This window comes from Arthrobacter rhamnosi (genome assembly GCF_054510855.1).
The window spans coordinates 86,115-99,275 of the sequence record NZ_JBTNDT010000007.1; the positions used below are offsets into that span (position 1 = coordinate 86,115).

Annotated in this window: 10 protein-coding genes; 2 read left to right on the top strand and 8 right to left on the bottom strand. The window is 70.5% G+C overall.

The features are described 5' to 3' along the window. Nucleotides 1-46 precede the first annotated feature (46 nt). Genes ACX80I_RS13915 through ACX80I_RS13930 form a run of 4 tightly spaced genes read right to left on the bottom strand, consistent with a single transcriptional unit; the run spans nucleotide 47 to nucleotide 3,909 of the window. Entirely contained in the window at nucleotides 47-1,720 is a 1,674-nt protein-coding gene (locus ACX80I_RS13915; protein ID WP_459345714.1) for a sensor histidine kinase, read from the bottom strand. A gap of 10 nt (nucleotides 1,721-1,730) precedes the next feature. Beyond that, the gene (gene nhaA, locus ACX80I_RS13920) at nucleotides 1,731-3,092 is read right to left on the bottom strand and encodes a Na+/H+ antiporter NhaA (protein ID WP_459345715.1); all 1,362 of its coding nucleotides are present in this window, start codon (nucleotides 3,090-3,092) and stop codon (nucleotides 1,731-1,733) included. A 48-nt stretch (nucleotides 3,093-3,140) separates the two neighbouring features. After that, nucleotides 3,141-3,362 (bottom strand): SCO4848 family membrane protein, encoded by a 222-nt coding sequence (locus ACX80I_RS13925; RefSeq protein WP_459345716.1) that lies wholly within the window; start codon nucleotides 3,360-3,362, stop codon nucleotides 3,141-3,143. A gap of 49 nt (nucleotides 3,363-3,411) precedes the next feature. Beyond that, nucleotides 3,412-3,909, bottom strand: coding sequence for a DUF2505 domain-containing protein (locus ACX80I_RS13930; RefSeq protein ID WP_459345717.1), 498 nt, complete (start codon nucleotides 3,907-3,909; stop codon nucleotides 3,412-3,414). A 250-nt stretch (nucleotides 3,910-4,159) separates the two neighbouring features. Here ACX80I_RS13930 and mfd point away from each other — a divergent pair, with 250 nt between their 5' ends. Then, nucleotides 4,160-7,747: a transcription-repair coupling factor gene (gene mfd, locus ACX80I_RS13935; RefSeq protein ID WP_459345718.1), complete on the top strand. Its 3,588-nt coding sequence runs from the start codon at nucleotides 4,160-4,162 to the stop codon at nucleotides 7,745-7,747. A 98-nt stretch (nucleotides 7,748-7,845) separates the two neighbouring features. Here mfd and ACX80I_RS13940 read toward each other — a convergent pair whose 3' ends face one another. From ACX80I_RS13940 to ACX80I_RS13955, 4 genes are all read right to left on the bottom strand, one after another. Beyond that, nucleotides 7,846-8,157 carry a hypothetical protein gene (locus ACX80I_RS13940; protein WP_459345719.1) on the bottom strand — a complete coding sequence of 104 codons (312 nt, stop codon included), beginning with the start codon at nucleotides 8,155-8,157 and terminating at the stop codon, nucleotides 7,846-7,848. A 37-nt stretch (nucleotides 8,158-8,194) separates the two neighbouring features. Further along, nucleotides 8,195-8,884: a deoxyribose-phosphate aldolase gene (gene deoC, locus ACX80I_RS13945; protein WP_459345720.1), complete on the bottom strand. Its 690-nt coding sequence runs from the start codon at nucleotides 8,882-8,884 to the stop codon at nucleotides 8,195-8,197. A gap of 55 nt (nucleotides 8,885-8,939) precedes the next feature. Continuing rightward, nucleotides 8,940-10,691, bottom strand: coding sequence for a phospho-sugar mutase (locus ACX80I_RS13950; protein WP_459345721.1), 1,752 nt, complete (start codon nucleotides 10,689-10,691; stop codon nucleotides 8,940-8,942). A gap of 85 nt (nucleotides 10,692-10,776) precedes the next feature. After that, a complete protein-coding gene (locus tag ACX80I_RS13955; RefSeq protein ID WP_459345722.1) occupies nucleotides 10,777-11,577 on the bottom strand; it encodes a purine-nucleoside phosphorylase in 801 nt (266 codons plus the stop codon). Between the two features lie 119 nt (nucleotides 11,578-11,696). On the opposite strand from ACX80I_RS13955, the gene ACX80I_RS13960 reads away from it, so the two are divergent. Next, complete coding sequence (locus ACX80I_RS13960; protein ID WP_459345723.1) at nucleotides 11,697-13,097, top strand: NAD(P)H-quinone dehydrogenase; 1,401 nt, start codon at nucleotides 11,697-11,699, stop codon at nucleotides 13,095-13,097. Nucleotides 13,098-13,161 lie beyond the last annotated feature (64 nt).

A 13,161-nucleotide genomic window follows, 5' to 3' on the forward strand; every position in this document is an offset into this window, starting at 1 on the left:
GACCGCCTCGCGGCGACGACGGAGGCGTCGGCGACGGAGGCTGCGGTCACTGCGGAGGCTGCGGGATGAGGATCGTGAAGCACGTCCCCTGACCGGGCTCACTCCGGACCGTGATGGATCCGCCGTGCTCGCCGACGATGCTCTTGGTGATCAGCAGCCCCAGTCCGACCCCCGGCACCGCCGTCGTACGGACCGACGGTGAACGGAAGAACCGGTCGAACACGTGGCGCAGTTCCTCCGCCTCGATCCCGATGCCGGTGTCCTCCACCGCGACCGTCAGCCCGTGGCCGTCCAGGGACGCATCCAGCGTGATGCTGCCGCCCCTCCTGTTGTACTTGACCGCGTTGGTGAGCAGGTTGTCGACGGCCTGTGCGAGCCGGACCGGATCCGCCACGGCGGGCAGGCTCGAGGGCGCGCGGTTCACGAGGCTGAGGCCGGACCGGGTAGCGCGCACGGAGGCCGACGACGCCGCCTCCGCCAGGATCCGGCCGACGTCGGTCGCGACCGGGTTCACCTCGAAGGTGCCGGCGTTGATGGCCAGCAGATCCTCCACGAGCTGCTCGAGCCGCTCGGCGTTGCGCCGGGCGACCTCCAGGTGGCGGACGACGTCGGCGGGCAGGCTGTCGTGGAGTTCGAGGGTCAGTTCGAGGTACCCGAGGATCGAGGTCAGCGGCGTCCGGAACTCGTGCGACACGTTGGAGAGGAAATCGTCCTTCGCCTGCAGCGCGAGCACCAGTTCCGTGACGTCGTTGAAGGACACCACCGTCCCCGCGTACGCCCCGTCGTCGTGCATGGAACGGGAGGAGATGCTGAAGGCCCGCTGGGAGCGCGGTGGGCCCAACCAGATCTGCACTCCCTCGAGGTCCTCGCCCCGGATCGCGCGGAGCACCGGGCGTTCCTCGGGAGGGATGGGGGTGACGCGGTCGGGGCCGAAGATCAGCAGCTCCGCCTCGTTCGGGTCGTCGTTGCCGACGGGGGCGGCCGCCAGGTGGTCCTTGCGCTGCCGGGCGTTCATGAGGATGTCGTTGCCGTCTGCGTCGACCGCGAGCAGCCCCACGCTGACCGTGTCGAGCACGGTGTTCAGCAGCCGCTCCCGGATCCGGCCGGCCTCGACACTCTCCCGGAGCGCCGCCTGGGAGACGCGCAGCGCCTCCTGCCGCCGCCGGTTGTCCTTCGACAGGGCGCTCACGAACCACGCCATGCCCGTGAGCATGATGGGCAGCAGGATCGGGTCGATCAGGGCGTCGGCGGTCAGGGGTTCGGGACGCAGCACGAGCGGCAGCCAGATGATCGCGAGCGACGCGGCGATGGTGACGGCGACCGCGGTGCCCGTCCGGACCCGGGACGCGGCGATCCAGACCACGGGGAACGCAGCCAGCAGCCCTACGCCGGCGAGGGCGTCGCCCGCCGCCGCACGGGCCAGGCCCACCGCCACGAAATCGACCAGCGGAACGAGGATCACCCAGCGGCTCGGGATGCGCGACCACGGGAGGACGCAGCACAGCGCCAGGACGAGCACGTTGAGCAGCCACCCGGAGAGGAAGACCGGCGTCGACGCGAGGTCCCCGCGTTCCGCGACGCCGAGCGCCATGGCAAGGGTGAACGTGATCGTCAGCGCCAGTTCGCTGAGGATGATGCGCCGGCGGTGCCGGGCCCGCCGCCCGCTGTGGCCCGCGTCTGCGGGAGTCCCCCCGCCCGGCGCCAGTCCTCGTTCCCCCATGGAAAGGATCCTAGTTCCCGCGGCCTTCGAAGACGTCGGGGATGCCGTCCGCGTCGGCATCGATTGTTTCTTCCTCCTCGATGCGGCGGTAGCGCCTGTTGCGCAGGCGCAGTATCACGCTGGAGAGCAGGGCCGCGGTGAGGGACGCGGTGAGGATGGCGACCTTCGCGTGGTCGTCGTGCTCGCTGCCGGTGCCGAAGCTGAGGTCGTTCACGAGGAGCGACACGGTGAAGCCGACGCCGGCGAGGATGCCGACGCCGAGCAGGTCCCACCAGCTCAGGCCCGGGTCCAGGTGCGCCCGCGTGGTCTTCGTGACGAGGAACGTGGTGGCCAGGATCCCGAGGGGCTTGCCGAGGACCAGGCCCAGGACGATGCCGATGAGGACCGGGTCCGTGAGGGCGGACACGAAGCCCTCGGCGCCGCCGATCGCGACGCCGGCGGCGAAGAACGCGAAGACGGGGACGGCGAACCCGGTGGACAGGGGGCGGAAGCGGTGCTCGAGGACCTCGGCGAGCCCGGGCTGGTCCGGTCGTGGCGCGACGGGCTTGCCGTCGGGGGCGTGCCGCAGCACGGGGACGCAGAACCCGAGCAGGACCCCGGCGACGGTCGCGTGGACGCCCGAGGCATGCATGAGCGCCCAGGTCGCGATGCCCAGCGGCAGCAGGATCAGCCAGGGCCCGTGCACGGTGGTGCCGAAGAACCGGGGCTTGGCCTGCGCGAGGAGGGCGAAGAGCCCCAGCGGCAGGAGCATCGCCAGCAAAAAGGCGGGGCGGACGTCCTCGGAGTAGAAGAACGCGATGATCGCGATGGCGATGAGGTCATCCACCACGGCGAGGGTCAGCAAGAAGATCCGCAGGGCACCGGGCAGGTGCGAGCTGATCACGGCGAGCACGGCCAGGGCGAACGCGATGTCCGTGGCGGTCGGGATCGCCCACCCCCTGAGGGTGTCGGGGGAGGACAGGTTCACGAGGACGTAGATCAGGGCGGGGACGACGACGCCGCCGAAGGCCGCCGCGACGGGCACGATGGCCCGGCTGATCCGCCGGAGGTCCCCGGCGACGAACTCGCGCTTGAGTTCGAGTCCGGTGAGGAAGAAGAACACCGCGAGCAGTCCGTCCGACGCCCACGTACCCACGGAGAGGTCCAGGTGCCAGGGCTCGTAGCCGAACTCGAAGTCCCGGACCGCGAAGTAGGAGTCGGCGAACGGGGAGTTGGCCCAGGCGATGGCGATCGCACTCGCGATCAGCAGCAGGATCCCGCCCACGGTCTCCTTGCGGAGGATCTCCGTGATCCGCAGGTACTCCGGGTAGCTGGACCGCTGCAGGACGACGGGGTGGGCCCCCACCGCCTTCGCGGACTCGTCGCCTGCCATGTGCTGTCCTCTCTCGATCGGCCGCTGCCGTGCGTACGGGTGCGGGCCTCAGCCGATGAGGGCCCGCACCCCGATCACGGCGGTGGCCGCGCCGAGGATCATCGACGTCGAGATGAGCATGAGGTGCACGGTCAGGAACCGCGTCGCTGCGCCCTTCTCGTCCCGCGCCCGCGGGTCCTTGAGGACACGGCGCAGGAAGGGCGGCCAGACGATCAGCGTCCAGATGCCGGCGAGGATCAGGATGAGGGCGAGGGGTGTGGGGAGCTGCACGGTGCGAGTCTTTCGGGTGGAGGTGACGAAGGTGCGGGGCGGAAGGGGATCAGCGGTTCTCGAGCCACTTCCGGGCCTCGACGGCCTGCACGTTGAGGGCCTTGCCGATCATGGGCTCGGCCGCACCGGCGATCTTCCCGCCGAGGAACGGGATGGACGAGGTCACATTGCCCTGGAGATCGACGACCGTGGAGGTGCCCTGGGAGACCAGGCGCTGCACCGCGGTGACGTTCAGGGGGACTCCGGCGACCGTCATGTCGAGCGAGGCCCGGCGCGAGCCGTCCGCCGCGGGGGCTTCCCAGTGCTCGGTCTGCGTGACGGAGAGCGTCTCGCCGACGAACTTGCGGGCCATGTCCGGCAGCCGGTTGGTCGGCATGGTGCGGACGGCAGTGAGGGTGAACGCGCCGGCGGGGTCGCCGTCGAGCGTGAGGGACTGTAGGGAGCCTCCGACGTACTCGCTCATGTGGCGCACGAAGCCTTCGTCGGTGAAGACGCCGAGGACGGTGGCGGTGTCGTAGGGGAGTGTGGTGGACGCGTTCAGTGCCATGGTTCCTCCGGGAAATCAGCGCGGTGCCGCACGGGCGGCAGGACAGGGGTCTCCGGTAATCCTACGGCCTGCCCCTGCAGGGAGGTCGGCCGGCGCCGGGCGGCCCCAGGTGTCAGGGCCGCTTGGTAGGCTGGAAACATCCCCGGGAACGCCTGATCTTTCCGGGCTTTTGTGCTGTCTCCGCCCTGTCACGCCCCTGCTGATCGCGGGAGGTACGGGGTGGAGGAACCCACGCCTGAGGAGTCCCATCATGAGCCTGAACGGATTGCGCGCAGCGCTTGCCGAGGACGCGTCGTACGCCCGCGTACGGACCAATGCCGCACGGCCTGTCGAGCAGCGCAGCGCGGACCTGCAGATCGGTGCACCGGCCGGCATGCGTGCGCCCCTGATCGCCGAGATGGTCGACGGCCTCGCCGCCTCCGCCGACGGCGGGGCCGCGCCGGTGGTCCTCGCCATCACCGCCACCGGTCGGGAAGCCGAGGACCTCGCCGCCGCGTTGCGGAGCTACCTGCCCGGCAGCGCCATCGAGGAGTTCCCGAGCTGGGAGACCCTGCCCCACGAGCGCCTGTCACCGCGCTCCGACACCGTGGGGCGGCGCTTGTCGGTCCTGCGCAGGCTCGCGCATCCCGAGGGTGTGCCGGTGCAGGTCATCACCGCCCCCATCCGCGCCGTCGTGCAGCCGCTCGTCGCGGGCCTCGGCGACCTCGAGCCCGTGTCGCTGAAGGTCGGCGACGAGGTGGCCTTCTCCGACGTCGTGAAGGCGCTCTCGGACGCCGCCTACGCGCGGGTCGACATGGTCACGCACCGCGGCGAGTTCGCCGTGCGCGGCGGCATCATCGACGTCTTCCCGCCCACCGAGGACCACCCCATCCGTGTCGACTTCTTCGGCGACGAGGTGGACCAGATGCGCTGGTTCGCCGTCGCCGACCAGCGCTCGCTCACGTCGGGCGAGCCACCGGTGGCCCTGTACGCCCCGCCCTGCCGGGAGATCCTCATCACCCCGTCGGTCATGTCGCGGGCCGCGAAGCTGCAGTCCGAACTGCCGGCCGCGGCGTCGATGCTGGAGAAGATCGCCGGGGGCATCGCCGTCGAGGGCATGGAATCGCTCGCGCCGGTGCTCGTGGACGCCATGGTGCCGTTCGTCGGCGAACTGCCGGCCGGGTCGATCGCCGTCGTCATCGAACCCGAGAAGGTCCGCTCCCGCGCCCATGACCTCGCCGCGACCAACGAGGAGTTCCTCGCGGCGGCATGGTCCACGGCGTCCGAAGGCGGGGCCGCTCCCCTCGACCTCAGCGGCGGCCTCGGCACGGACCTGCAGGAAGCCAGCTTCCGCTCGCTGGCCGACACCCGGGCGACCGCGCTCGCCCACTCGGTCGCCTGGTGGGGCATCACGTCGTTCGGCGCGGACGAGGAACTGAGCGACGTCGACAGCTTCACGCTGCACGCGCGCGAGCCGCGCGGCTACCAGGGCGACGTCGCCGAGATGATGGACTTCATCGGCGGCCGCGTCCGCGACCAGTGGCGCGTCGTCGTCGCCACCGAGGGCCCGGGGCCGGCCCAGCGCCTCGCCGAGCTCTTCTCCGACAACGATATCCCCACGAGCCGCGTCGACTCGCTCGAGGCTCCGCCGCAGCCCGGCATCATCGAGATCACGACGGCCTGCGCGGGCCGCGGCTTCGTGGTGGACAGCCTGAAGATGGGGCTGCTCACCGAGGCCGACCTGCTCGGGCGCACGAGCGCCTCGGGCACGCGGGACATGCGGAAGATGCCCTCGCGCCGCCGCAACGCGGTCGATCCGCTGCAGCTCAAGGAAGGCGACTTCGTGGTCCACGAGCAGCACGGCGTGGCGAAGTTCGTGGAACTGATGCAGCGCTCCACGGGCGCCGGACCCACTCGCACCACGCGCGAGTACCTCGTCCTCGAGTACGCGCCGTCCAAGCGCGGCGCGCCCGGCGACCGACTCTTCGTACCCACGGACCAGCTCGATCAGGTGACGCGCTACGTCGGCGGTGACGCACCGGCCCTGAGCAAGATGGGCGGTTCGGACTGGAGCAAGACCAAGAACCAGGCACGCAAGGCGGTCAAGGAGATCGCCGGCGAGCTCATCCGTCTGTACTCAGCACGCATGGCCTCCCGCGGACACGCCTTCGGGCCCGACACCCCCTGGCAGCGCGAGCTCGAGGAGGCCTTCCCGTACGTCGAGACGCCCGACCAGCTGACCACGATCAACGAGGTCAAGTCGGACATGGAGCGGGAGATCCCCATGGACCGCCTCGTCTCCGGCGACGTCGGGTACGGCAAGACGGAGATTGCCGTGCGGGCCGCCTTCAAGGCGGTGCAGGACGGCAAGCAGGTGGCGGTGCTCGTGCCCACCACGCTCCTGGTGCAGCAGCACTTCGAGACCTTCTCGGAGCGCTTCTCCGGGTTCCCGGTGCGGGTCCGCGCGCTGTCGCGCTTCCAGACCACCAAGGAGTCCCGGGAGACGGCGGAGGGCCTCACCTCGGGGGCCGTCGACGTCGTGATCGGCACGCACCGCCTGCTGTCGAAGGAGATCTCCTTCAAGGACCTCGGGCTCGTGATCGTCGACGAGGAGCAGCGGTTCGGCGTGGAGCACAAGGAAGCGCTGAAGAAGATGCGCACCAACGTGGACGTCCTCGCGATGAGCGCGACGCCGATCCCGAGGACGCTCGAGATGTCCCTGACCGGGATCCGGGAGACCTCGACCCTCGCGACGCCGCCGGAGGAGCGCCACCCCGTGCTCACCTACGTCGGTCCCTACACCGACAAGCAGGCCTCGGCGGCGCTCCGCCGTGAACTGATGCGCGAGGGCCAGGTGTTCTTCGTGCACAACCGCGTCTCGTCGATCGACCGCACGGCGGCGCACCTCAAGGAGCTCGTGCCCGAGGCGCGCGTCGCCGTGGCGCACGGCCAGATGACGGAGTCCCGGCTCGAGCAGATCATCGTCGATTTCTGGGAGAAGCGGTTCGACGTCCTGGTCTGCACCACGATCATCGAGACGGGCCTGGACATCTCCAATGCCAACACGCTGATCGTGGACCGGGCGGACTCCTACGGGCTGTCGCAGCTCCACCAGCTCCGCGGCCGCGTGGGCCGCGGACGCGAGCGGGCCTACTCGTACTTCCTGTACCCGTCGGAGAAGCCTCTCGGCGAAGTGGCGCTCGAGCGGCTCAAGGCCGTCGCGTCGCACAACGAGCTCGGTGCGGGCATGCAGCTGGCCCTGAAGGACCTCGAGATCCGTGGTGCGGGCAACCTGCTGGGCGGGGAGCAGTCGGGCCACATCCAGGGTGTCGGGTTCGACCTCTACATCCGCCTGGTCGGGGAGGCCGTCGCCAACTTCCGCGGCGAGGCCGAGGAGAAGGCAGCGGACATGAAGATCGAGCTGCCGGTCAACGCCCACCTGCCGCACGACTACGTGCCGGGGGAGAGGCTGCGCCTCGAGGCCTACCGGAAGCTCGCCGCCGCTGCCACCGACGAGGCGATCGACGCGGTCGTGGCCGAACTCCAGGATCGCTACGGCGAGCCTCCCGCCGCTGTCCAGAACCTGGTGGCCGTGGCGCGCTTCCGGGTCGCGGCCCGGCACCTCGGCCTCACGGACGTGGCGCTGCAGGGCAACTTCATCAAGTTCGCTCCCGCCGAGCTGCCCGAGTCCAAGCAGATGCGCCTCACCCGGATGTACCCGGGCGCCTCGGTGAAGCCGGCCCTCAACGCGGTGCTCGTCCCCAAACCGAAGACCGCGAGGATCGGCGGCCGCGACCTCGTCGACGCCGAGATCCTGGACTGGGCGAGGAACGTGCTCGACGCGGTGTTCACGCCCTAACCGCCCCGGCCCGTCGGCGGACAGCCGGAGACACGAAGAGGCCGTCCCTTCGGGGGCGGCCTCTTCGTGCAGGTGAGCGCGGCGCTGCGCCGCCGTGGTCAGGAACTGACGCCGGCCGACGTCTTCTTCTCGCGGGTGCGGTTGCCCTCGGCGAGGTCGTAGCCGGTGTCGGCGCGACCAAGGATGCCCTGGGGGATGAAGAACGCGAGGAATGCGAGGACGACGAGCGCGGCCATGGGCCAGACGTTGTCGAGCGAGAGCCAGGTCAGCAGGTACATGCCGACCAGGAACATGCCGAACATGATCACGAACACGAGGATGTTCTCGACGAGGTGCCCCTTGCCGGCGTGGGCAGGCGAACGCTCGGCGTCGCTCCCGGCGTCGCTCCTGGCGGAAGCTTCATGTGACATTGGATCTCCTTGCGTGCGTGGTGTACCTGCTGCGCCGTCAGTAGCCTGCGGCGCCCTGTTCACCCTTAACGATAGCGACTCCCGAGCTGGCGCCGATACGCGTTGCTCCGGCGGCGATCATCGCGCGGGCGTCCTCGAGCGAGCGGACACCGCCGGACGCCTTCACGCCGAGGTCCGGACCCACGGTCTTCCGCATCAGGGCCACGTCCTCGATGGTCGCGCCGCCGCCGTTGAAGCCGGTGGAGGTCTTCACGAAGTCAGCTCCTGCCTCGACGGCGGCCTCGCACGCAAGGACTTTCTGCTCGTCGGTGAGCAGCGACGTCTCGATGATGACCTTCAGGATGGAACCGTGCTCGTGGACGGCGTCGGCGACGGCGAGGATGTCCTGGACGAGTGCGTCCCGGTCTCCCGCCCGCGCCGCGGCGATGTTGATGACCATGTCGATCTCATCGGCGCCGTCGGCCACGGCGCCGCGGGCCTCGAAGACCTTGACCTCGGTGGTCGTGGCACCGAGCGGGAAGCCGATCACGGAGCAGGTGAGGACGCCGGTGTCCTTCACCGCCGTGCGCACGGTGCTGACCCAGATCGGATTCACGCAGACGGACTTGAACGAGTACTCGACGGCCTCGCGGCACACCGTGAGGATCTGCTCACGGCTGGCTTCGGGCTTGAGGAGCGTGTGGTCGATGAAGGAGGCGAGGGATACGTCGGTAGGCATGGTCCCCATCTTTCCATGACGGCGAGGGCCCACCGGGAGGCGACCCCCGCCACCGGACCGCCGCTCAGAGGCCGAGCGCCTCCCCGACGTCGCGCTTGACGGCGTCGAGGCGCGTACGCGCTGCGGTCTTGGCCTCCTCGAGCTCCGCGGTGGACCCGACGGGCTCCACGACCTCCAGGTAGCACTTGAGCTTCGGCTCGGTGCCGCTGGGCCGGATGATGACGCGCGTCTCGTCGTGCGTCAGGTAGAGCAGCCCGTCCGTGGGCGGCAGGTGCGCAGACCCCTGGGCGAGGTCCTCCGCGACGCTCACCGGCGAGCCGGCGAAGGACGTCGGCGGGTTCTCCCTGAGCCGGTTCATCATGGCGCCCAGCAGCCCGAGACTCGCCACGCGGACGGAGAGCTGGTCGGAGGCGTGCAGGCCGTGGACGAGGAAGGAGTCATCCAACAGGTCGAAGAGCGTGCGGCCGGCCGCCTTGGTCGCGGCGGCCAGTTCCGCCAGCAGCAGCCCTGCGGAGATGCCGTCCTTGTCCCGCACGAGGTCGGGTGCGACGCAGTAGCCCAGGGCCTCCTCGTAGCCGAAGGAGAGGTCGTGGACGCGGGCGATCCACTTGAAGCCCGTCAGGGTCTGGGCGTGGTCGATGCCGGACATCCCGGCGATCCGCCCGAGGAGGCGGGAGGACACGATCGAGTTCGCGAACACGCTGCGGCGGGCAGGGTGCCCTGCGGATCCGTCCCGGGCGTCCGCCGTGAGGCGCGCGGCCAGGTGCAGGCCGAGGAGCGTTCCCACCTCGTCGCCGCGCAGCATGCGCCACGTGCCGGTGGACGGCTCGCGTGCCGCGAGTGCCACACGGTCGGCGTCGGGGTCGTTGGCGATCACGAGGTCGGCGTCCACCTGGGCGGCGGTCTCGAGGGCGAGGTCCAGCGCCCCCGGTTCCTCCGGGTTGGGGAAGGCGACGGTGGGGAAGTCGGGATCGGGATCGGCCTGCCGTTCGACGACGGTGACGTCGGCGAATCCGGCGGCGGCCAGCACGGCCTGCGCCGTCCGCCCGCCGACGCCGTGCAGGGGAGTGAGGACGATCCGGAGGTCGCGGGCCGTGACGGCCGGGTCGGCGAGGGCCGAGACGGCGGCGATGTAGTCCGCCTCGATGCTCTCGGGCAGCACCGTCCAGCCGGCGGAGGCGAGCCCGACGCTCTCGACGGCGCCGACCTGGTCGATCCGGGCGGCGATGCCGGCGTCGTGCGGGGCGACGATCTGGACGCCGCGCGCATCCTCCTCCACGGCCCGTCCGCCCAGGTACACCTTGTATCCGTTGTCCTGCGGGGGGTTGTGGCTGGCCGTGACCATGATGCCCACCTCGCACTCCAGGGCGCGGATCGCGTAGGCCAGCACCGGGGTCGGGAGCTCACGCGGCATCAGGAAGGTCTCGATGCCGGCCGCGGTGAAGATCGCGGCGGTCTCCTCGGCGAAGATGCGGGAGTTGTGGCGGGCATCGAACCCGACGACGGCGCGGGGTGCGTAGGCGCCGGTGGCGAGGTCCAGCGCGTGGGCGGCGACCCCTGCAGCGGCGCGGCGCACCACCACGCGGTTCATCCGGTTGGGGCCGGCGCCCAGGGCTGCGCGCAGGCCGGCGGTGCCGAAGGCGAGCGGCCCGGAGAAGCGGTCCCGCAGGTCCTGCTCGGAGACGGCGGCCGAGGCGTCCCGGGTCCGGACCGATGCCACGAGCGCGCGGAGTTCTTCCGCCGTTTGCGGGTCCGGATCCGCGGCCGCCCACGCGTCGGCGGTGGGGAGGAGGGTGTCCAGTTCAGAGGTGGTCATGCGTGTCCCTTACGTGGATCGGCGATGGATGTCCGGCGGTCGCCGGGCATGCCTGCTGGAGGTCCGGCGGTGTGGAGGAGGCGGGTCAGATCGTGGCGACGATGTCGGCCAGCAGGCGCGAGATGCGCGGCCCTGCGGCATGTCCCGCCTCGAGGACCTCGGCGTGGCTGAGGGGCACCGGGCTGATGCCGGCCGCCAGGTTGGTCACCAGCGAGATGCCGAAGACCTCCATGCCCGCGTGCCGGGCGGCGATGGCCTCGAGGGCGGTGGACATGCCGACGAGGTCGGCGCCGATGCGCTTCGCATACTGCACCTCGGCCGGGGTCTCGTAGTGAGGGCCGGTGAACTGTGCGTAGACGCCCTCGTCGAGCGTCGGATCCACGCTCCGTGCGATGCTGCGCAGGCGTGAGGAGTAGAGGTCGGTCAGGTCGACGAAGGTCGCCCCTTCCAGCGGCGAGGACGCCGTGAGGTTGATGTGGTCGCGGATCAGGACCGGGGTGCCGGGCTGCCAGCGTTCCTGCAGGCCGCCGCACCCGTTGGTGAGGATCATGGTCGTCGCGCCGGCGGCCGCCGCGGTCCGCACGCCGTGCACCACGGCGCGCACTCCCTTGCCCTCGTAGAAGTGCGTTCGGGCACCGAGCACGAGGGCGCGCTTGCCGTTCGGCGTCAGGATCGAGCGGACGGTGCCGGTGTGGCCGACGACGGCGGGGGCCGAGAACCCGGGGATGTCCGCGGCGTCGAGGGTGTGCGTCGTCTCGCCGATCAGCTCGGCGGCCTCGCCCCAGCCGGAGCCGAGAACGAGGGCGGTGTCGTGCCGGTCGATGCCGGTAGCGCGGGCGATATGGCCGGCAGCGGCGCGGGCCAGGTCAAAAGGATCGGAAGTCACCGGTTCAACTTACCCTCTGCGTACCGGGCCCGACACCGGGCGCGGCGCCCTTCCCGCGCGGCTCAGGCGCGGGCCTCCCGTCGTTTCGGCGTGTCAGTGGCATGGGCGATAATCAAACCGTGACCAACCAACTCGATTTCAGTTCATTGCGCCTGGCCATCCTGGGCGGGGGCCCCGGCGGCTACGAAGCGGCACTGGTGGCGGCCTCGCTCGGCGCGAACGTGACCGTCGTCGAACGGCAGGGCCTGGGCGGATCAGCGGTCCTCACGGACGTCGTGCCGTCCAAGACCCTCATCGCCACGGCGGACACCATGACGCGCTTCACCGACGCGAGCGGGCTGGGTGTCCACTTCTCCGCGGACAGCAAGGTCTTCGCGGACCTGGACAAGGTCAACCAGCGGCTGCTGAAGCTCGCCGTGGAGCAGTCCTCGGACATCCGCGCCACCCTCGAACGCCTCGGCGTCCGCGTGATCATCGGCACGGGGAAGCTCCTCGACAACCACCGGCTCGAGGTCGAGTCGGGCGGCGAGACCACGATCGTCGAGGCCGACGCCGTCCTCCTCGCCGTCGGCTCGACGCCGCGCGAACTGCCCAGCGCGATGCCTGACGGTGAGCGCATCTTCAACTGGACGCAGCTCTACAACCTCCGCCGGATCCCCGAGCACCTGATCGTCGTCGGTTCCGGTGTCACCGGCGCCGAGTTCGCGAGTGCCTACAACGGGCTCGGGTCCAAGGTCACGCTGATCTCCAGCCGCGACCGCGTGCTGCCCGGCGAGGACGCCGACGCCGCCGAGGTGCTCGAGGGCGTGTTCAAGGACCGCGGCATGACGGTCCTCTCCCAGTCGCGTGCCCAGGCCGTAGACCGCACCGACGACGGCGTGATCGTCCACCTGGCGGACGGGCGGACCGTCGAGGGCACCCATTGCCTCGTCGCTGTCGGCGCCGTCCCGAACACCGCGGACATCGGCCTCGAGGAGGCCGGCGTCGCCGTCAACGAGTCCGGCCACATCCGGGTGGACGGCGTCTCCCGCACCACGGCGCCGAACGTCTACGCGGCGGGGGACTGCACGGGCGTCTTCGCCCTCGCCTCGGTCGCGGCGATGCAGGGCAGGATCGCCATCGCCCACCTCATGGGTGATTCCGTCAGTCCCATCAAGCTCAAGCAGGTCGCCTCGAACATCTTTACCTCCCCGGAGATCGCCACGGTCGGCGTCACGGAGGAGGACATCGAGTCCGGGCGGTACCAGGGCGACGTCGTCAAGCTCTCCCTGCACACCAACGCCCGCGCGAAGATGATGAACGTCAAGGACGGCTTCGTGAAGGTGATCTCACGCAAGGGTTCCGGCACCGTCATCGGCGGCGTCGTCGTCGGGCCGCGCGCGTCCGAGCTGATCTTCCCGCTCGCGCTCGCCGTGACCAAGAAGCTGCACGTGGACGACGTCGCCAACACGTTCACGGTGTATCCATCGCTGACCGGGTCCATCTCGGAGGCGGCGCGGCGCCTGCACGTGCACATCTAGCGCTCCGTCCGGCACCGGGACCGGTGCCGGACGGCGTTCCCGGCGTCCACATGGTGGACACGCT

What these genes read in the sequence shown, in the direction of transcription:
- ACX80I_RS13915 (WP_459345714.1), bottom strand. Translation starts at nt 1,720, where the DNA reads ATGGGGGAACGAGGACTGGCGCCGGGCGGGGGGACTCCCGCAGACGCG.
- nhaA (WP_459345715.1), bottom strand. Translation starts at nt 3,092, where the DNA reads ATGGCAGGCGACGAGTCCGCGAAGGCGGTGGGGGCCCACCCCGTCGTC.
- ACX80I_RS13930 (WP_459345717.1), bottom strand. Translation starts at nt 3,909, where the DNA reads ATGGCACTGAACGCGTCCACCACACTCCCCTACGACACCGCCACCGTC.
- mfd (WP_459345718.1), top strand. Translation starts at nt 4,160, where the DNA reads ATGAGCCTGAACGGATTGCGCGCAGCGCTTGCCGAGGACGCGTCGTAC.
- ACX80I_RS13940 (WP_459345719.1), bottom strand. Translation starts at nt 8,157, where the DNA reads ATGTCACATGAAGCTTCCGCCAGGAGCGACGCCGGGAGCGACGCCGAG.
- deoC (WP_459345720.1), bottom strand. Translation starts at nt 8,884, where the DNA reads ATGGGGACCATGCCTACCGACGTATCCCTCGCCTCCTTCATCGACCAC.
- ACX80I_RS13950 (WP_459345721.1), bottom strand. Translation starts at nt 10,691, where the DNA reads ATGACCACCTCTGAACTGGACACCCTCCTCCCCACCGCCGACGCGTGG.